Annotated in this window: 16 protein-coding genes; 15 read left to right on the forward strand and 1 reads right to left on the reverse strand. The window is 66.0% G+C overall.

Annotated features, from left to right (window positions below; genetic code table 11):
- Nucleotides 1–6 precede the first annotated feature (6 nt).
- Nucleotides 7–501 carry a DUF4124 domain-containing protein gene (locus AC30PD_RS01780; RefSeq protein WP_489533916.1) on the reverse strand — a complete coding sequence of 165 codons (495 nt, stop codon included), beginning with the start codon at nt 499–501 and terminating at the stop codon, nt 7–9.
- Nucleotides 502–663: 162 nt separating this feature from the next.
- Between AC30PD_RS01780 and guaB the strand changes: the two genes are divergently transcribed.
- From guaB to AC30PD_RS01855, 15 genes are all read left to right on the forward strand, one after another.
- Nucleotides 664–2133 carry an IMP dehydrogenase gene (gene guaB / locus AC30PD_RS01785; RefSeq protein WP_489533917.1) on the forward strand — a complete coding sequence of 490 codons (1470 nt, stop codon included), beginning with the start codon at nt 664–666 and terminating at the stop codon, nt 2131–2133.
- 46 nt (nt 2134–2179) lie between these two features.
- Nucleotides 2180–3463: an MFS transporter gene (locus AC30PD_RS01790; protein ID WP_489533918.1), complete on the forward strand. Its 1284-nt coding sequence runs from the start codon at nt 2180–2182 to the stop codon at nt 3461–3463.
- Between the two features lies 1 nt (nt 3464).
- A complete protein-coding gene (guaA, locus tag AC30PD_RS01795; RefSeq protein WP_489533919.1) occupies nt 3465–5048 on the forward strand; it encodes a glutamine-hydrolyzing GMP synthase in 1584 nt (527 codons plus the stop codon).
- A gap of 74 nt (nt 5049–5122) precedes the next feature.
- Nucleotides 5123–5788, forward strand: coding sequence for an SOS response-associated peptidase (locus AC30PD_RS01800; RefSeq protein ID WP_489533920.1), 666 nt, complete (start codon nt 5123–5125; stop codon nt 5786–5788).
- A gap of 75 nt (nt 5789–5863) precedes the next feature.
- Nucleotides 5864–6454, forward strand: a complete 591-nt coding sequence (tadA, locus tag AC30PD_RS01805) for a tRNA adenosine(34) deaminase TadA (RefSeq protein ID WP_489533921.1) — start codon at nt 5864–5866, stop codon at nt 6452–6454.
- A 4-nt stretch (nt 6455–6458) separates the two neighbouring features.
- A complete protein-coding gene (locus tag AC30PD_RS01810; RefSeq protein WP_489533922.1) occupies nt 6459–7400 on the forward strand; it encodes an LD-carboxypeptidase in 942 nt (313 codons plus the stop codon).
- Between the two features lie 163 nt (nt 7401–7563).
- The gene (locus AC30PD_RS01815; RefSeq protein WP_489533923.1) at nt 7564–9852 is read left to right on the forward strand and encodes an ABC transporter substrate-binding protein; all 2289 of its coding nucleotides are present in this window, start codon (nt 7564–7566) and stop codon (nt 9850–9852) included.
- Between the two features lie 3 nt (nt 9853–9855).
- Nucleotides 9856–10839, forward strand: coding sequence for an ABC transporter permease (locus tag AC30PD_RS01820; protein ID WP_489533924.1), 984 nt, complete (start codon nt 9856–9858; stop codon nt 10837–10839).
- Nucleotides 10839–12281 (forward strand): ABC transporter permease, encoded by a 1443-nt coding sequence (locus tag AC30PD_RS01825; protein WP_489534114.1) that lies wholly within the window; start codon nt 10839–10841, stop codon nt 12279–12281. The genes AC30PD_RS01820 and AC30PD_RS01825 overlap by 1 nt, the downstream gene beginning before the upstream one ends.
- Nucleotides 12278–14134, forward strand: coding sequence for an ABC transporter ATP-binding protein (locus AC30PD_RS01830; protein WP_489533925.1), 1857 nt, complete (start codon nt 12278–12280; stop codon nt 14132–14134). The genes AC30PD_RS01825 and AC30PD_RS01830 overlap by 4 nt, the downstream gene beginning before the upstream one ends.
- A 375-nt stretch (nt 14135–14509) precedes the next feature.
- Nucleotides 14510–17617, forward strand: a complete 3108-nt coding sequence (locus AC30PD_RS01835) for a TonB-dependent receptor (RefSeq protein WP_489533926.1) — start codon at nt 14510–14512, stop codon at nt 17615–17617.
- Nucleotides 17618–17900: 283 nt separating this feature from the next.
- Entirely contained in the window at nt 17901–18515 is a 615-nt protein-coding gene (locus AC30PD_RS01840; RefSeq protein ID WP_489533927.1) for an energy transducer TonB, read from the forward strand.
- A gap of 87 nt (nt 18516–18602) precedes the next feature.
- Complete coding sequence (locus AC30PD_RS01845) at nt 18603–19466, forward strand: MotA/TolQ/ExbB proton channel family protein (RefSeq protein WP_489533928.1); 864 nt, start codon at nt 18603–18605, stop codon at nt 19464–19466.
- A 31-nt stretch (nt 19467–19497) separates the two neighbouring features.
- Entirely contained in the window at nt 19498–19923 is a 426-nt protein-coding gene (locus AC30PD_RS01850; protein ID WP_489533929.1) for an ExbD/TolR family protein, read from the forward strand.
- Nucleotides 19924–19947: 24 nt separating this feature from the next.
- Nucleotides 19948–20379 carry an ExbD/TolR family protein gene (locus AC30PD_RS01855; protein ID WP_489533930.1) on the forward strand — a complete coding sequence of 144 codons (432 nt, stop codon included), beginning with the start codon at nt 19948–19950 and terminating at the stop codon, nt 20377–20379.
- The last annotated feature ends 3 nt before the right edge of the window (nt 20380–20382 follow it).

The raw sequence follows: 20382 nt of genomic DNA on the forward strand, positions 1-20382 counted from the left end.
GGCGGCTCACTTGGCGCAGTTCTGCGCGATCATGTCGCGCGCGCGCTTGCTCTCGGAGGCGCGGGCGGTGTCGTCCATGACGATGCGCTCGCCCTTTTCGTTCATCTGCGCCAGCCGCACGCCGCTGTCGAGCGTGCGTAACTGGGCCTGGGCGCGCGTGCAGTTGTCGGCCTTGGCGGCGGCCACACGGGTCTCTTCGGCCTTCTCTTCGGCCTTTTTCTTCGCGTTGGCTTCTTCTTCGGTCTTCTTGCGCTTGGCTTCGAGTTCGGAGTCGACCGTCTTGGGGGCCAGACCCGGCGCACCCGAGGCTGCCGACGCGGCGGCAGCTGGCGCTGGCGCATTGGCCCGGCGCGTGGCGGCGGCGGGGCGTTGCAGGATGTCGGATTCAGCCACACCCGGCGGCGGCGGCAAATCGCTGTACTGCACGCCGTTCTTGTCGCGCCACTTCCACTGCGCCGACGCCGGCAGCGCCAGGGTCGAGCCGAGCAGGGCGGCAAGCACAACAACGGTCCATCGAGACATGGCGTTCAACCGGCGAATTCGATGGCGCGAAGTGTAGCGGCGCGCTCGCGCGTTAGCCGAAATCGGCCGCTTGCGTGGCCCGCAAAGCGTGGTTTTGTTGCGGCATCCGTATAATTCGCTTTTGCGTCAGGAGCTTTTCCCATGCGCCTTCTTGGCAAAGCGCTCACCTTCGACGATGTGTTGTTGGTGCCAGCGTTCTCCCAGGTGTTGCCCCGCGACACCGGTCTTGCGACCCAACTCTCCAGAAACATCCGCCTGAACCTGCCCCTGGTGTCCGCCGCCATGGACACGGTGACAGAAGCGCGCCTGGCGATCGCCATCGCGCAAGAGGGTGGCATCGGCATCGTGCACAAGAACCTGTCGCCGAAACAGCAGGCAGCCGAAGTCGCGCGGGTCAAGCGCTACGAATCGGGCCTGTTGCGCGACCCGATCACGATCACCCGCGAGACCACGGTGCGCGAGGTGATGGAACTCTCGAAGCTGCACGGCGTGTCGGGCTTCCCGGTGTTGCAGGGCAAGGCGGTGGTCGGCATCGTCACCAACCGCGACCTGCGTTTCGAAACCCGGCTCGATGCCCCGGTGGCCGAGATCATGACGCCGCGCGAACGCCTGATCACGGTGCGCGAAGGCGCTTCGCTCGAAGAAGGCAAGGCGCTGATGCACCGCCACAAGCTCGAGCGGGTGCTGGTCGTCAACGACGCCTTCGAACTGCGTGGCCTGATGACGGTGAAAGACATCACCAAGCAGACGAGCTTCCCGAACGCCGCACGCGACGCCTTCGGCAAGCTGCGCGTCGGCGCGGCCGTGGGCGTGGGCGATGGCACCGAGGAACGCGTCGATCTGTTGGTGAAAGCCGGCGTCGACGTGCTCGTGGTCGACACCGCGCACGGCCACAGCGCCGGCGTGATCGAGCGGGTGCGCTGGGTCAAGCAGAACTACCCGCAGGTCGACGTGATCGGCGGCAACATCGCCACCGGCGCCGCCGCATTGGCGCTGGCCGAAGCCGGCGCCGACGGCGTGAAGGTCGGCATCGGGCCGGGCTCGATCTGCACCACGCGCATCGTGGCCGGCGTGGGCGTGCCGCAGATCATGGCGATCGACAACGTGGCCACCGCGCTCAAGGGCACGGGCGTGCCGCTGATCGCCGACGGCGGCATTCGCTACTCGGGCGACATCGCCAAGGCCATCGCCGCCGGTGCGCACACCGTGATGATGGGCGGCATGTTCGCCGGCACCGAAGAAGCGCCGGGCGAGATCGTGCTGTTCCAGGGCCGCAGCTACAAGAGCTACCGCGGCATGGGCTCGATCGGCGCCATGCAGCAAGGCAGCGCCGACCGTTACTTCCAGGACAACACCGGCGCCAACCCGAACGCCGACAAGCTCGTGCCCGAAGGCATCGAAGGCCGCGTGCCCTACAAGGGCTCGATGGTCTCGATCGTGTTCCAGATGGCCGGTGGCCTGCGCGCGGCGATGGGCTATTGCGGCTGCGCCAGCATCGAAGACATGCGCGAGAAAGCCGAGTTCGTCGAGATCACGTCGGCCGGCATCCGCGAGAGCCACGTGCACGACGTGCAGATCACCAAGGAAGCGCCGAACTACCGGGCTGATTGACACGCCCCGTGTCGGCAAGAGCGGAACCACGAGAGCGAGACACTTCTTGACGAAGCCCGAACCTTCATCGCCGGCACCCGTGGCCGCGGGCCGCCAGGCAGCGATGCCGTTCATCATGTTGACCGTGCTGATCGACATGATGGCCATCGGGTTGATCATTCCGGTCTTGCCGGCGCTGGTGGGCACTTTCACCGGCTCGCAAGCAGATCAGGCTTTCTGGTTCGGTGCCACGACCTTCGCCTTCAGCATTGCGAACTTCTTCAGCTCGCCGGTCCTCGGTGGCCTGTCGGACCGCTTTGGCCGGCGGCCAGTGCTCTTGCTGGGCTTTTGCGCGCTGGCCCTCAGCTTCTTCGTGACGGCGATGGCCACCGCGCTGTGGATGCTGATCGTGGTGCGCCTGTTCAGCGGCGCGATGCAGTCGAACGCCTCCGTCGCCAACGCCTACGTGGCCGACATCACGCCACCGGCTGACCGCGCCAAGCGCTTCGGCATGCTGGGCGCGATGTTCGGCGTCGGTTTCATTCTGGGCCCGGTGATGGGCGGCGTGCTCGGTGCCATCGACCTGCACTGGCCGTTCTTCGCCGCCGGCACGTTGGCGCTGCTCAACTTCGTCTACGGCTACTTCGTGCTGCCGGAATCGCTGCCGCCAGAAAAGCGCCGGCCGTTCACGGCCAAGTCGTTGAACCCGTTCGCTTCCCTGTACGACCTGAGCCAGCTGAAGGGCGTCGGCTTGCTGGTTGCGGTGGTCTGCTTCAGCGGCCTGGCGCAGTTCATCCTCTACACCGTTTGGGTGCTCTACACCACCTTCAAGTTCGGCTGGGGGCCGGCGCAGAACGGCTGGTCGCTGTTCGCGGTGGGCGTGATGTCGGCGCTGGTGCAGGGCGTGCTGCTCGGGCAACTGCTCAAGCGCTTCTCGCCGCAGCGCCTGGCCATTGCCGGGCTCGTGTCGTCGACGATCGCCTACATCGCCTGGGGGGCCATCACCGAAGGCTGGATGATGTACGCGGTCGTCATCTGCAACCTGCTCGGCTTCACCGTGACCGCATCGATCCAGAGCATCATCTCGAACGCCGCCGACGCCACCACGCAGGGCCGCACGCTCGGCGCGGTGAGCGCGCTCAACAGCCTGATGGCGGTGCTCGCGCCGCTGGTCGGCGCGCCGCTGCTGGCGATGGTGTCGCACCTGCCGCAGGGCGACTGGCGCATCGGCGCACCGTTCTACTTCTGCGCCTTGTTGCAGTTCGTCTCGCTGCTGCTGGCCTGGTTCCACTTTCGCGGCGCGCGCCGCACCCGTCTGTCGGCACCCGCTGCCGACGCTTCCATCGTCTGACATGCACGACAAGATCCTCATCCTCGACTTCGGCTCCCAGGTCACGCAGCTCATTGCACGGCGTGTGCGCGAAGCGCATGTGTTCTGCGAGATCCACCCCAATGACGTGAGCGACGCGTTCATCCGCGAGTTCGCGCCCAAGGGCATCATTTTGTCGGGCAGCCATGCGTCGACGTACGAAGAGCACGAGCTGCGCGCACCGCAGGCCGTGTGGGACCTGGGCGTGCCGGTGCTCGGCATCTGCTACGGCATGTTCACGATGGCAGTGCAGCAGGGTGGCAAGGTCGAGGCGGCCGACCACCGCGAGTTCGGCTACGCCGAGGTGCGCGCGCATGGCCACACCCGCTTGCTCGACGGCATCGAAGACTTTCGCACGCCAGAGAGCCACGGCATGCTCAAGGTCTGGATGAGCCACGGCGACAAGGTCACCGAGCTGCCGCCGGGCTTCAAGCTGATGGCGTCGACGCCGAGTTGCCCGATCGCCGGCATGGCCGACGAGGCGCGCGGTTACTACGGCCTGCAGTTTCACCCCGAAGTCACGCACACCTCGCGCGGGCGCGCGCTGCTCAACCGCTTCGTGCTCGACATCGCCAAGGCGAAGCCCGACTGGGTGATGGGCAACTACATCGACGAAGCCGTGGCGCGCATCCGCGAGCAGGTCGGCAGCGAAGAGGTGATCCTCGGCCTGTCGGGCGGCGTCGATTCGAGCGTGGCCGCGGCATTGATCCACCGCGCCATCGGCGACCAGCTCACCTGCGTGTTCGTCGACCACGGCCTGCTGCGCCTGAACGAAGGCAAGATGGTGATGGACATGTTCGCTGGCCGCCTGCACGCCAAGGTGATCGCGATCGACGCGAGCGCGCAATTCCTCGGCCACCTGGCTGGCGTGACCGACCCCGAAGCCAAGCGCAAGATCATCGGCCGCGAGTTCGTCGAGGTGTTCCAGGCCGAGGCAAAAAAACTCACCAACGCGAAGTGGCTCGCCCAAGGCACGATCTACCCCGACGTGATCGAGAGCGGTGGCGCCAAGAGCAAGAAGGCGACCTCGATCAAGAGCCACCACAACGTGGGCGGCCTGCCAGAAACATTGGGCCTGAAGCTGCTGGAGCCGCTGCGCGAACTCTTCAAGGACGAAGTGCGCGAACTCGGCGTGGCACTCGGCTTGCCGCCCGACATGGTCTACCGTCACCCGTTCCCTGGCCCCGGCCTGGGCGTGCGCATCCTCGGCGAGGTGAAGCCCGAGTTCGCCGACTTGCTGCGCCGCGCCGACGCGATCTTCATCGAAGAGCTGCGCAACACCGTCGATGAAGCGAGTGGCAAGAGCTGGTACGAGCTGACGAGCCAGGCCTTCGCCGTGTTCCTGCCGGTGAAGAGCGTGGGTGTGATGGGCGATGGCCGCACGTACGATTACGTGGTCGCCTTGCGCGCCGTGCAGACCAGCGACTTCATGACCGCCGACTGGGCCGAGTTGCCGTACGCGTTGCTCAAGAAGGTGTCGGGCCGCATCATCAACGAGGTGCGTGGCATCAACCGGGTGGCTTACGACGTGTCGAGCAAACCGCCGGCGACGATCGAGTGGGAATGACGGGTGCGCCGTCGCGCACAGCAGTTCAGCCCACCCCGACCCGGCCTTGAGCCTTTTGCGCAAGCTTCGCGACCATGTGCACCCGCTACATCACGCCCGAAGTCGCTGCTGTCGAGCGCCACTGGCAAATCGGCCGCGCCCACACTTGGCGCTGGCCGCGGCCCGACATGTTTCCCAAGTATCCAGGGCCGTTCATCCGCGCGCCGCGCGAGCCGGCTGAAGCCGGCTTCGAACTTGCCGTAGGGCAATGGTGGCTGATCGCCGACAACGCGACGGAACAGTTTCCGGCGGCGCGCACTTACAACGCACGCTGGGAAGGGCTGAGCAGCCGCTGGTCGTTCCGCGGCGCGTGGGCGCGTGGGCAGCGTTGTCTGATTCCTGCCGAAAGCTTCTTCGAACCCAACTGGGAGTCGGGCAAACACGTGTCATGGCGCTTCCAGCGTGCCGACGGCGCTCCTTGGGGCCTGGCGGGTTTGTGGAACGCGTGGATCGACCGCGCCACCGGCGAGGTCCACGAGAGCTACACGATGCTCACAGTGAACGCCGACCAGCACCCGCTGATGAACCGCATGCACAAACCCGACCCGAAACGGGCTGCCCACCTGCAGGACAAGCGCAGCGTCGTGCCGATCGAAGCCGAGAACACCGAGCGCTGGCTGCGCGGAACGCCGGAAGAGGCTGCGGCGCTGGTTCGCCTGCCTGAGGCAAAACTGTTCGTGGCCGGCCCGGCGAGTGACTGAAGTGCGGCGCTGTGTACAGTCCCGGTCACGCGGCGACATGTATTTTCGCCGCGGGCCTGCCGCAAACCTTGCCCGATGACCGACACCCTCTCCACTGCCGACGAGCAAGCCATGCGCATCGCGCTCGACCAGGCTCACAACGCGTGGCTGGTGGGCGAAGTGCCCGTTGGCGCCGTGATCATGCGCGCTGGCCAGGTCATTGCCACCGGCTACAACCGCCCGATCACCGAGCACGACCCGACCGCGCACGCCGAGATCGTGGCGCTGCGGCACGCGGCGCAGTTGCTGTCCAACTACCGCTTGCCGGAGTGCGAACTCTTCGTCACGCTCGAACCCTGCGCGATGTGCGCCATGGCGCTGATGCACGCGCGCTTCAAGCGCGTGGTGTTCGGCGCGAGCGACCCGAAGACCGGCGCAGCAGGCTCGGTGGTCGACCTGTTCGCGCAAACGCAACTCAACCACCACACGGTGGTGCAGGGCGGTGTGCTGCCCGACGAGTGCGGTGCCGTGCTGCGGGACTTTTTTGCCGAGCGGCGCGAGCAGTACCGGCAGCGCCGCGCCGCGCCTGCTGCTGACGCAGTAGTCGACGCGTTTGCCGACTCCACGCAGCCCATCCCGGCCGGCGAAGCGGTCGAGATCGACGCACACCTTCCTACCCACGACTGACCCGATGACGCTCCTCAAGTTGTTCACTCCCGCTGGTGTTCTGGCCGCCGCAGCGCCCTTGCGCCTGGCCGGCAAGCGCCTGAAAGCCCTCGGCTTCGAGGTGCAGGTCGATGAGTCGGCGCTCGCCAGGCATCAACGGTTTGCCGGCGACGACGCGACGCGGCTCGCCGCGTTGCACCGCGTGGCCGAGCAGGCGCCGTCGATCGCGCTCGCCACCCGTGGCGGCTACGGCATGACACGCCTGCTCGACCACGTCGACTGGAAGCGCATCGCGCGCAGCGTCGAGCGCGGCACACGATGGGTCGGGCACAGCGACCTCACGGCACTGCAACTCGGGCTGCTCGCGCACGCCGAAGGCATCACCTGGGCCGGCCCACTGGCGTGCGACGACTTCGGCCGCAGCGAAGAAGCGGGTGGTGTCGACGAGATCACGCGGGACTGTTTTCTCGAAGCGATGGGCGGTGAACTCGAAGCGGTGGGCTTCCGCACCGAGGCCGGTTTCGATGAACTGCAAGTGCGCGGCACGCTCTGGGGCGGCAACCTCTGCATGGTGAATTCGATGCTCGGCACCAGGCACTTTCCGCGCATCAAGGGCGGGGTGCTGTTTCTCGAAGACGTGAACGAGCACCCCTACCGCATCGAACGCAACTTGCTGCAACTGCACCAGGCCGGCGTGCTCGACGCACAGAAAGCCGTCGTGCTCGGCGCCTTCAGCGCCTACCGCAAGTCGCCGCTCGACCGAGGCTACACCTTCAAGACAGCGGTGCAGTACCTGCGCACGCTGACGAAGACGCCGATCCTCACCGGCCTGCCGTTCGGCCATGTGCAACCCAAGGTGACGTTGCCGGTCGGCGCACGTGTCACGATGGTGGTGCAAGGGCGCGACGTGCTCATCGGCTGGGAGCACAAGCACGCCGGCAAGGCCCACGACCACGCCCACCACTGAAGGCCCGTGCCCGGCGCGGCGCGGTTTGGCCACCGTACGACCGTACAATGGCGCGTTGCCTCGCTTTGACCCGACCACAAGCCGGTGTTCATCGCAGGCACATTGTTTTTCTGGGTTCGGCGCGCAAGCCTGCGCCGGGTTTGCGAAAGAAGGAACGGGCGGCATGCGCGGTGGGCAACAAGAAGTGCCGGTGGCCAAACACCGGCGCATGCGGGGCAGGGTGGGTTGGGCCGGCATTCTGCTCGGTGCGCTCGCCTTGTTCGCCGGCTGCGACAACAGCCCCAACCCCAAGGGCAGCGAGTCGAGCAACACCTTCTTCGTCGCCTTCCAGGAGCGCTCGCCACGCCACCTCGACCCGACCGCTTCTTATGCGGTCAACGAGGTGCCCTACATGTACTCGATCTACGAGCCGCCCTACGCGTACCACTACCTGAAGCGGCCCTACGAGTTGGTGCCCAAGTCAGCGGCCGAACTGGCCACGCCGACCTACTTCGACAAGGACGGCAAGCCGCTGCCGGCCGACGCGCCCGGTGAGCTGGTGGCCGAGAGCCACTACGACGTGCACATCAAGCAGGGCGTGCGCTACGCACCGCACCCGGCGTTCGCAAAAAACGCGAACGGCGAGTACGCCTACCACGCGCTCACCGCAGCGCAAACGCGCGACAAACACTCGCCGCTCGACTTCGAACACGCCGGCACGCGTGAGTTGGTGGCCGAAGACTTCGTCTATGCGCTCAAGCGCCATGCCACACCGCGCATCGAAGCGCCGATCTTCGGCATCTTCTCGGAATACGTGATCGGCCTCAAGGACTACAGCACGCTGATCCGCGAAGAAGATCGCAAGCTGCGGCAGGGCCTCGACCCGGCCGCGCTCGACAAGCCTTTTCTCGATTTTCGCCAGTACCCGCTCGCGGGCGCCACCGCGCTCGACAAGTACACCCTGCGCATCCGCATCAAGGGCAAGTACCCGCAATGGAAGTACTGGATGACGCTGGCCTTCACCGCGCCTGTGCCCTGGGAAGCCGACAAGTTCTACGCCCAACCCGGCATGGCCAAGAACAGCCTCACGCTCGACGTGTGGCCGGTCGGCACCGGGCCCTTCATGCTCACCGAGTACGAGGCCGACCGGCGCCTCGTGATGGTCCGCAACCCGAACTACCACGGCGCCACCTACCCGTGCGAAGGCGCACCGGGCGACAAGGAAGCGGGCCTGCTCGAAGACTGCGGCAAGAGCCTGCCTTTACTCGACAAGCTGGTCTTCAACGTCGAGCGCGACAAGACGCCGCTGCGCTCCAAGTTCACCCAGGGTTTTCTCGACGTGCCCGAGATCGAGCGCAACGACTGGGGCCCCGACTTCCTGGCCGACGCGAACGATTCCGATGAAGTGAAGAAGCGGTTCGAGGAACGTGGCATGCGCTTCCCGAAGAGCATCGAGCCGCAGAACTGGTACCTCGGGTTCAACTGGCTCGACCCGGTGGTGGGGCGAGGCGACACACCCGAGCAGCAGACGAAGAACCGCAAGCTGCGGCATGCGCTGAGCATCGCGATCGACTGGGAAGAAGGCTACGGCCGCGTCTTCACGCAGAAGGCCGGCGAGGTGGCGCACAGCCCGCTGCCGGGTGGCATGTTCGGTTCGCGCCACGGCACACCGGGTGACATGAACCCGGTGACGCACAAGTTGGTCGACGGCAAGGTGGTGCGGCGGTCGATCGACGAAGCGAAGGTGCTGCTCGCCGAAGCCGGATACCCCGACGGGCGCGACGTGAAGACCGGCAAGCCGCTGGTCCTGAACTACGACTACCAGCGTGTGCCCACGCCCGAGTACAAGGCCGAGCTCGACTGGATGGTCAAGCAGTTCGCCAAGCTCGGGGTGCAGCTCGAGATCCGCGCCACCGACTACAACCAGTTCCAGGAAAAGATGCTCAAGGGCAAGCAGCAGATCTTCTGGTGGGGCTGGTTCGCCGACTACCCCGACGCCGAGAACTTCCTGTTCCTGCTCTACGGGCCGAACGCGAAAGCCAAGGTCGAAGGCGAGAACGCCGCCAACTACCTGAACCCCGAGTACGACAAGCGCTACAAACAACTGGCCTTGCTCGAAGATGGCCCGGCCAAGCAGAAGCTGATCGACGAGATGGTCGACATCCTGCGCCAGGACGCACCCTGGGCCTGGGGTTACTTCCCGTACTCGGCGGGTGCGTACCAGAAGTGGCAGCCGAACGGCAAGTACGGCTTGTTCACCAACGACCGCGCCCTGTACTACCGCATCGACGCGCCGATGCGCGCGCGTCTGCAGGCCGAATGGAACCGCCCGCGTTACTGGCCGATGCTGTTGCTGGTGGCCGGCGCCATGCTGTTCGGGTGGATCGGCTGGCGCGCCTGGCGCGCCCGCGAACGCGCGATCGGCCGCAGCGGCGCAGCGCCGGCGCTCGAGCCCGTGGCCGTGAAGCGCTGAGCCATGTGGAACTACCTCATCCGCCGCAGCTTTTACGGCGTGCTGGTACTGCTCGGGGTGAACCTCTTCACCTTCATGCTGTTCTTCACCGTCAACACGCCCGACGACATGGCGCGCCTGAACATCGGCGGCAAGCGGGTGACGCAGGAGCAGATCGTCAAGTGGAAGGTCGAGCGTGGCTACGACAAGCCGCTGTACTGGAACGCGGCTGCCCAGGGAACGAGGAAAGCGACCGAGACCGTGTTCTGGGACCGCTCGGTCTCGCTGCTCGCACTCGACTTCGGCCGCTCCGACTCGACCAGCGCCACCGACATCGGCCACGAGATCAAGACCCGCATGGGCGTGAGCCTGCAGCTTGCCGTGCCGCTGTTCCTGCTGCAGATCGTGGTGAGCGTGGCCTTCGCCCTGTTGCTGGTGTTCTTCAAGCACTCGCGCATCGACTTCTGGGGCGTGGTCGCGTGTGTGCTCATGCTCTCGATCAGCGCGCTGTTCTACATCATTGTCGGCCAGTACCTGTTCTCGCGCGTGTTCCACCTGGTGCCGATCTCGGGCTTCGAATCGGGTTGGGACGCGCTGCGTTTCCTGGTCCTGCCGGTGATTCTTTCGCTGCTGTCGCGGCTCGGCAGTGAAGGGCGCCTGTACCGCGCGATGTTCCTCGAGGAATTGGGCCGCGACTACGTGCGCACTGCGCGTGCCAAGGGCCTGAGCGAGCCCAAGCTGCTGTTCAGCCACGTGCTGCGCAACGCGCTGATCCCGATCCTCACGAGCGCAGGCAGTTACCTGCCGTTCGTGTTCCTCGGCAGCCTGGTGTTCGAGAGCTTCTTCGGCATCCCGGGGCTGGGCGCCTACGTGATCGAAGCGATCACAGGGCAGGACTTCGCGATCGTGCGCTCGATGGTCTTCGTGGGCTCGCTGATCTACATCGCCAGCTACATCGTGATCGACGTGGCCTACACCTGGGTCGACCCGAGGGTGCGCCTCGCATGATGCCGAAGATCGTCGTTCTCTGGTCCGACGTGGTCGTGATCGCCACGCTGCTGCTCTTGCTGCTGTACGCGGTTCGTGTGCGCGGCAGCCAGAACCTGCGCGCCACCTGGATGCAAGTGGTGCGTGACCCGGCCGCACTGTGCTCGGCGGTGGTGCTGGTGCTGTTCTTCGCCGTCGCTGTCGTCGACAGCCTGCACTTCCGGCGGGCCCTGGGCGACGTGCCGGCCGCCGGTTCGGCGCAAGCACAGGCCTACGCCACCCGCACCGAGTCGTTGCTCGACGTGCTGCTCGCACGGCAACTTGCCGGGCGCGAAACCTCGTACTCGGCGCCGCTCGCGATTCGTGCCTTCACCAAGGACTCGGTCGAAGTGGCCGGTAACACCGAGCGCATCTACCCGAGGCTGTTGTACGGCGGCAAGAGCCTGACCGAAGACAGCGAATGGGCGGGCGATGTGTGGCGGCGCTCGCTGATCGGGTTGGCGCTGGGGCTCGTGCTCGCCCTCGTGGTCGCTGCCGGCATGGCGTTCCTGCTGGCCAGAGTCCGTGGCACGCTCTTGGCGCCGGCATGGCGCGCGATCGCACACAACCAGACCGACCTGCCGCTGCGCGCTGCACTGCTGACCGTGCTGGTGCTGTGCGTCGTCTTCGGCCCGCTGCTCGCGCTGGCGCAGAACTACCACGTGTTCGGCACCGACCGCACCGGCAACGACGTGTTCTGTCAGGCGCTCAAGAGCATCCGCACCGCCTTCGTGATCGGCACGCTCTCGACCATCGCGACGCTGCCGCTTGCCGTGGGCCTGGGCATTCTCGCGGGCTACCTGCGCGGCTGGGTCGACGAGGTGGTGCAGTACCTGTACACGCTGCTCTCGTCGATCCCGAACGTGCTGCTGATCGCGGCCTGCGTCTTGATGATGCAGGTCTTCATCGACACCCACCCCGACCTGTTCGAAACCGGTGCCGAACGGGCCGACGTGCGCCTGTTCCTGCTGTGCGTGATTCTCGGCCTCACCGGCTGGGCCACCTTGTGCCGGCTGCTGCGCGCCGAGACCATGAAACTCTGCGCGCTCGACTACGTTCAGGCGGCCAACGCCTTCGGTGTGCGGCCGGCGCGCATCATGGTGAGGCACATCTTCCCGAACGTGGTGCACCTGATCATCATCACGACGGTGCTCGACTTTTCGGCGCTGATCCTCTACGAGGCGGTGCTGTCGTACGTGGGCGTGGGCGTCGACCCGTCGATGAACAGCTTCGGCGGCATGATCAACCTGGCGCGCACCGAGATGAGCCGCGACCCGCTGGTCTGGTGGTCGTTCGCCGCGGCCTTCACGTTCATGGTCACACTCGTGCTCGCGGCCAACCTGTTTGCAGACGGCGTGCGCGACGCCTTCGACCCGCGCGCGCGCAGCTTCCGGCCGCGCCTGCGCAAGGGGGCGGTGGCATGAGCGCCGGTGTGTTGCAGGTGAGTGACCTGAAGGTCGCGCTCGACGCCGATGCCGGCCTGGTCAGGGCGATCGACGGGCTGAGCCTGTCGATACGGCGTGGCGAAACCTTTGCGCTGGTGGGAGAGTCGGGCTGCGGCAAGAGCATGACAGCGCTCGCGCTGATGCGCCTGCTGCCCGACAACGGCTCCGTCACCCAAGGCAGCGTCGTGCTCGAAGGACAGGACGTGCTGGCCTTGCCCGAGTCGCGCATGCGTGCGGTGCGCGGCGGGCGCATCGGCATGATCTTCCAGGAACCGGCCACGAGCCTGAACCCGGTGATGCGCGTCGGCGAACAAGTCGTCGAAGCCATCGAGGCGCACACGCCGTTGCGCGGTGCGGCGGCGCGTGCCAAGGCGATCGAGTGGCTGCGGCGCGTCGGCATCCCTGAGCCCGAAAGCCGCGTCGACGAGTACCCGTTCCGCCTGTCGGGCGGCCAGAAGCAGCGCGTGATGATCGCGCTCGCCCTGGCAGCAGAGCCCGACTTCCTGATCGCCGACGAGCCGACCACCGCACTCGACGTGACGATCCAGGCCCAGATCCTCGAACTGCTGCGCCAGCTGCAGAAAGAGCAGGGCATGGGCCTGCTGCTCATCACCCACGACCTGGCCGTGGTGGCAGGCATGGCGCACCGCGTGGCCTTGATGTACGCGGGCCAGATCATTGAAGTGGCCGAAGCGGCCGAGTTCTTCGCCGCGCCTAAGCACCCTTACGCCCGCCTGTTGTTGCGCGCGTTGCCCGACGCCTCGAAGCGCGGCGATGTGCTCGCAGCGATCCCCGGCACGGTGCCGCCGCTGTGGCTCGAGTTTGCCGGCTGCCGTTTTGCCCCGCGCTGCGACCGGGCGTTCGACGCGTGCCGTGGCACGCGCCCCGAACTGCTCGACCTCGGGGGGCGCGATGTGCGCTGTCTGCTGTACGGCGGTGCGGCAGAGCAGCCACCGCTTGCCGCCGCACCGGCGCAGGCGCTGCGTTTCGAGGCACCTCCCACGCTGCCGTCCATCGGCGAGGCCTTGCTCGAAGTGCACCAACTCAGCGTGCGCTTCCCCGTGCGCGGTGGCTTGCTGCAACGCCGCCGCGGGGAGTTCACCGCCGTCGACCAGGTCTCGTTCTCTATCCGTGCCGGCGAGACGCTGGCGCTGGTGGGCGAGTCGGGCTGCGGCAAGACCACCACCGGCAAGGCCATCGTGCAGTTGCTGCGCGGCCAGGCCAGCATCAAGGGCGAGGCCCGTCTCGACGGGCAGGACCTGTTCGGTTTGAGCGGCGATGCCTTGCGGCTGGCGCGCCGATCGATCCAGATCATCTTCCAGGACCCGTTCGCCTCGCTGAACCCGCGGGTGCGGGTCGCCGACATCCTCGAAGAAGGGCTGCTCTCGTTGCGCCCCGAACTCGACGCAGCGGCGCGCCGCAAGAGCCTGGAGCTGCTGCTCGACCAGGTCGGCCTGCGCCGCGACACGCTCGAACGTTACCCGCACGAGTTTTCAGGGGGCCAGCGCCAGCGCATCGCTATCGCGCGCGCTCTGGCGGTGCGCCCGCGCCTGATCGTGTGCGACGAACCCACCTCGGCACTCGATGTCTCGGTGCAGGCGCAGATCCTGAACCTGCTGCGTGACCTGCAGCGCGAGACCGGCGTGGCCTACCTGTTCATCACGCACAACATCGGGGTGGTGGGCTACCTGGCCGACCACATCGCCGTGATGAACCGTGGGCGCATCGAAGAGGCGGGCGACGCCAGCACCGTGCTGCAGCGACCGCAGGCCGCGTTCACGCGGGCGCTGCTCGCGGCGGTGCCCCGAATCGAGCCACCGCCTGCCCCCTGATTGCGGGGCCGCGTTACACATAGCGGCGACGCCTGTTGCGGACAGCCAACGACGTGCGCAAAGCGCATTAAGTAGATGCCCGGGGATCGCCGGTCCGGGTACCCGCCGCGAGCTGAGGCCGCGGCCCGTCCGTCGCCCGCCAGCCCGCATGGAATATGGGTTTGCGGCCAAACACGCCTGTCCCAGGCCGTGTGTTCGCCGCTCACGCTCAAGAACATCAAGGGATTCCCTTAGAGAGAGTCCTACAAGGGTTCAGTGACAATTCATTTACATGTCTTAGCAGACGACTCATGACCCGCTTACAAAGCTGGTATGTGACTTGCTGCAGGACTTGGTCTTTCGATCAACCTTTCAGTGAATTTCCTAGGAGATCCCATGTTCAGAAAAACACTCGTGGTGAGAGCCCTCGCCGTTGCCTTCGGGGCTGCCGCCCTGACGGCGGCCGTCGGCCCTGTCGCGTACGCGCAGACCAGCGCCACCGGCACCATCTTCGGCCAGGTTGACGCCGCTGCCGGCTCGACCGTCGTGATCGAAAACCTCGACACCGGTGCGCGACGCACGCTCACACCCGGCGCCGACGGCAAGTACCAAGCCACCTCGATGGCCGTGGGCCGCTACAAGGTCATGCTGCAGCGCAACGGTGCCACCGTCAGCACGCGCGACGAAATCGAAGTGACGATCGGCGCCGGCAGCGAAGTCTCCTTCGCGGCCGCCTCGCTGCAGACCGTGCAGGTCGTGGGCCGCCGTCAGGCGATCGACGTGACCAGCGGCGGCTCGACCACCACCTTCACCGCTTCTGAACTGGCGCGGCTGCCGATCGCGAACAACGTGGGCGCGGTCATTCAGCTCGCACCGCAAACCACGCGCGGCGACTCCCGCTACGGCGGCCAAGGCGCGCCGAGCTTCGGTGGTGCAGGCGCCTCCGAGAACGCGTACTACATCAACGGCTTCCCCGTCACGACGCTGCTCACGCAAGTCGGTTTTTCGCAGTTGCCGTTCAACGCGATTTCCCAGTCCCAACTGCTGACCGGCGGCTACGGCGCCGAGTTTGGCCGTTCGACCGGCGGTGTGGTCAACATCGTGACCAAGAGCGGTACAAACGACTGGGTCATCGGCGGCGCCATGAGTGTCGAGCCGAACACCCTCCGCTCGACGCCCAAGAGCTCGCGTTACGAAGACAACGGCCCCGACACGGCCAGCACGGCTGGCAAGTACCGCTTCTACAACGGCCTGAACACGCGCGACGAAACCGCCTACTCGATCTACGCCGGCGGCCCGCTGATCAAGGACAAGCTGTTCATCTTCGTGTCGGGTGAGAACACAGAACTCGACGTCAACCAGATTCGTGTCGCCAACACCGGCGCAGGTGCAGGCTCGTTCAACAGCGGCGGCTTCCAGGAAATCCGCCGCACCACGCCGCGCGGCCTGTTGAAGCTCGACTGGAACATCACCGACAAGCACCACCTCGAGTACACCAAGGTGGCAGACACGGTGCGCGACAACCGCACCTACTTCGGCTTCAACTACGCCACCCTGCAGCGCGACAACGTTGTCGGCGGCGGCGCGAACTACATCAACTGGGGCCCGACCCCCGTGGCCGCGGCGCAAGGCTCTGAAGTCGACATCCTCAAGTACACGGGCTACCTGACCGATGACCTGACCCTCACGGCCGTTCTCGGCAAGACCAAGAGCGTGCACGATCAGGCCAATCTGGGCTACAACCCGTCGCTGCCGCAGATCATCGTGACCGGCGCCGACCAGATCCCCGGCTTCACCTACCCGCAGCCGCAAACCACGCTGGGCAACACGCTCACCAACGGTGCGCAAGACACCAACAAGGGCGCTCGCTTCGACCTCGAATGGCGTGTCGCTTCGCAGCACACGCTGCGCGGCGGTATCGATTACAACAAGATCGAGTCGGTGGCCGGCACGGCACTGGCCGGTGGCACACGCTGGACCTACGGCCGCACCGACCCGGCCGTGCCGCTGAACACCGACACCCAGCCGACCAACACAGTCGCGGGCAACCCGTACGCGCAGCAAGGCTACTTCGTCTCGCAAGACTTCATCTCCTCGAAGTCGACGCCGACGGTGATCCAGTCGGCCTGGTACATCGAAGACAAGTACCAAGCCACCGACCGCCTGCTGCTGACGCTCGGCCTGCGCAACGAAGCCTTCGACAACCGCAATGGCGACAACAAGTCGTACATCAAGCTCGATCGCCAACTGGCGCCGCGCTTGAGCGCTGCCTGGGACGTGAAGGGTGACTCGTCGCTCGCCGTGAAGGCCAGCGCCGGTCGTTACCATGTGCCGGTGCCCACCAACGTCGCGATCCGCGGCGCCGGTGCTTCGCTGTTCACGACTCAGAACTTCGTCTACACCGGTGTCGACCCCGTCACCGGCGCGCCGACGGGCCTGACCGCCATCAGCCCCGTGTACTCGAACAACAACGAGTTCGGCCAGTCGAAGGACCCGCGCACGGTGGCTGCCCAGAACATGAAGGGCAACTACCAGGACGAGTTCTCGACCAGCGTGGAAGCGGCGCTGTCGAAAGACCTGACCGTCGGTGCCAAGTTCACCTACCGTGCACTGAAGACCGCGATCGACGACCACTGCGATGACCGTCCGTTCCACGCCTGGGCTGCCCGCAACGGCGTCGACGACTCGAACTTCGGCTACAACTGCGCGCTGTTCAACCCGGGCCGTGCGAACACCTTCACGCTCGACGTCGACGGCGACGGCACGCTGGAAACCATCAACCTGTCGGCTGCCGATCTGGGCTTCCCGAAGGTCAAGCGCAAGTACATCGCGCTCGACTTCTTCGCCGAGCATCCGTTCGACGGCAAGTGGTGGGGCAAGGTGAACTACACCTGGTCGCGCAACACCGGCAACACCGAAGGTCAGCTGCTCTCCGACATCGGCCAGGGCGACGTCTCGACCACGCAGGCTTTCGACTTCCCCGAGTTCTCGGTGAATTCCGATGGCCGCCTGCCGAACGACCGCACGCACCAGCTGAAGGCTTTCGGCTACTTCCAGGCCACGCCAGAGTTTGGCGTCGGTGCCAACTTCCTGTACGCCTCGGGTCGCCCGAAGAACTGCATCGGCAACGCGCCCGACCAACCGCCCGTGGGTGGCAATCCGCTGGCACCGTACGTCGCGGGCGGCCCGGTGACGAACTACTCCGGCTACGGCTCGGCGTACTTCTTCTGCAACGGTGTGGCCTCGAAGCGTGGCAGCAACGGCAACCTGCCGGCCGACATGCGTCTTGACTTCAACCTGAACTATCGTCCGGCGGCGTTCAAGGGCTTCCAGCTGAAGATGGACATCTTCAACGCCTTCAACCGCCAGTCGATCGAGACGATCGAAGAGCGTTACAACACCCCGGGCGGCGCCTCGACGGTGTGGTCGCGTTATCGCCACGTGGAGAGCTACACCGCTCCGCGCTCGGTGAAGCTGTCGGCCTCGTTCGACTACAAGTTCTGAGTTGATTCTCTGAACTGCTGAGGCGATGACAAGAAACCCGCTGGGTCGTTGATCCAGCGGGTTTTTCTCATCCAGCGCAGCGCTGGTCGCGCAGCCAAGCCGCCGACGCCCCGAGCGTTTGCCCGAGAGTTCGGGGGCTGAAAGCTCCCGGCTAGAATCTGCGGCTTCTTGTCTGACGGCCACAAGCCGGTGCAGGCAGTATCCTCAGCCGAATCCGAAGCCCCCTCTGGAGATCCCAGACATGAATTTTTCCCAGCGACAAGCTGACCCACGCAGGCATCTGATGGGCATCACGTTTGTCATCCTGTTTCACGCGTTCATCGTGTACGCGCTGGTGACGGGTCTTGCGAAGAAGGTGGTCGATGTGGTGCGCGCACCCATCGAGACCAAGGTCATCGAAGAGATCAAGAAGCCGCCGCCGCCGCCCGAGATCGTGCTGCCGCCGCCGCCCAAGCTCGAAGCGCCGCCGCCGCCCTACATTCCGCCGCCGGAAGTGCAGATCGCCGCACCCCCGCCGCCTCAACCGACCATCTCGGTCGCGCCCTCGCCGGTGCCACCGCCGCCGACCGTGATGGCGCCCACGCCGCCACCGGTCGTCGCCGCGCCGCCTGCGCCTCCGGCGCCGAAGCCGGCCGTCGTCGCGATCGGTGTGGTCTGCCAGGACATGCCCGCTCCCGTGATGCCCCGCAAGGCGCTGCAGGAGAACATCAATGGCAGCGTGCGCGCACGCGCCACCATCAAGGGCGGCAAGGTCATCAAGGTCGAGATCGTCTCTTCGCGGCCGAGCGGCCTGTTCGACGCCGCCGTGCGCACCGCCATGCAGAAGTACAGCTGCCAGAGCCGCGGTGACGAAGAGATCGTGGCCGAGCAGGCTTTCGACTTCAAGGTCGCCGAGTAGGGCGGGCAGGGGCGATCACATGCCCCTGCCGCGCGCCGCCAGAAACACAACAACGACACCCGTTACCTTTTTTCAGGAGTTCAAGTCATGACCAACCGACTGCAATCGATGTTCGCCGCGATGATCCTCGCCGCGAGCGCCATCGCCGCGCCCCAGTGGGCCCTGGCGCAGCCCGCCTCGGCCGCCGCACCGGTGGTAGCCGCACCCGTGGCCGCCGCGCCCGAAGCCAGCACGCCGGCCGCCGCACCGGTGGCCGCTGCCGCTTCCAGCAAGGAGACGGTCGACAACCCCTACGGCCTGTCTGCGCTGTGGGCGCAGGGCGACTTCGTCGCCAAGGGCGTGCTCGTGCTGCTGGTGCTGATGAGCATGGGCAGCTGGTACATCATGATCACCAAGCTCTACGAGAGCATGAAGATCAGCAGCGAGGCCAAGGCCGCGCGCAAGGGCTTCTTCAAGTCGGCCAGCCTGAACGAAGCCGTCAAGACCCTGAAGGAAGGCAGCGCCTTCCGCTTCATCGCCGAAAGCGGCATCAGCGCCGGTGACCACCACGAAGGTGCACTCACCGACAACATCGACCGCAACACCTGGGTCACGATGGGCGTGCAACGCAGCCTCGACGACGTGCAAAGCCGCCTGCAAGACGGCCTGGCCTTCCTGGCGACCGTCGGCTCCACCGCACCGTTCGTTGGTCTGTTCGGCACCGTCTGGGGCATCTACCACGCACTCACCGCCATCGGCATCGCCGGCCAGGCCTCGATCGACAAGGTGGCCGGCCCGGTCGGTGAAGCGCTGATCATGACCGCCATCGGCCTGGCCGTGGCCGTGCCGGCCGTGCTGGGCTACAACTGGCTCGTGCGCCGCAACAAGGTCACGATGGAATCGGTGCGCAGCTTCGGCGCCGACCTGCACGGTGTGCTGATGGGCGCCAAGCTCAGCAACACGCGCAACTGAGCCCCGCGTCCATTCAGCCAGGAGAAAGCTCATGGGAATGAACATCGGCTCGGGCGGCGACGAAGACGAAGTCGTCTCCGCCATCAACACCACGCCGCTCGTCGACGTGATGCTGGTGCTGCTCATCATCTTCCTGATCACGATCCCCGTGGTCACGCAGAGCATCGCGATGAGCCTGCCCAAAGAGACCAACATCGCGCGCCAGACCAAACCCGAGAACATCGAGATCTCGGTCAACAAAGACGGCGACGTGTTCTGGAATGCACAACCGGTGGCCGACAGCGAGGCGCTGTTCCAGCGCCTCAAGAAGATCGCCGTGCTCAACCCGCAGCCCGAGGTTCACATCCGGGGCGACGAGAAGAGCCGTTACGAATCGGTCGGCCGGGTCGTGTTCGCGTGCCAGCGCGCGTCGATCCTGAAGATCAGCTTCGTGACCGAACCGCCGCCGAAAGGCTGAGCGGCTCACACACAAGGAAGCACCATGGGAATGAACATCGGCTCGGGCGGTGGCTCGGGCGAACCTGAAGTGATGATGGACATCAACACCACGCCGCTCATCGACGTGATGCTGGTGCTGATCATCATGCTCATCATCACGATCCCGATCCAGCTGCACGCGGTCAACCTGAACATGCCGGCCGGCAACCCGCCGCCGCCGCTCACCGAACCCGTGGTCGTGACGATCGACATCGACTTCGACGGCACGATCCTGTGGAACGGCGAGGCACTGCCCACGCGTGAGGCCTTGCAGTCCAAGCTGAGCCAGGCGGCCTCGCTGCCCGATCAGCCCGAAGTGCATGTGCGGCCCAACAAGCTGGTCGAGTACAAGTACGTGGCCGAGGTGCTGGCAGAGAGCCAGCGCCTGGGCGTGACCAAGCTCGGCATGGTCGGCAACGAACAGTTCGTGAAGTGAGAC

Origin of the sequence: Rhizobacter sp. (assembly GCF_032229685.1) — a bacterium.
Taxonomy (GTDB): domain Bacteria; phylum Pseudomonadota; class Gammaproteobacteria; order Burkholderiales; family Burkholderiaceae_C; genus LMDS01.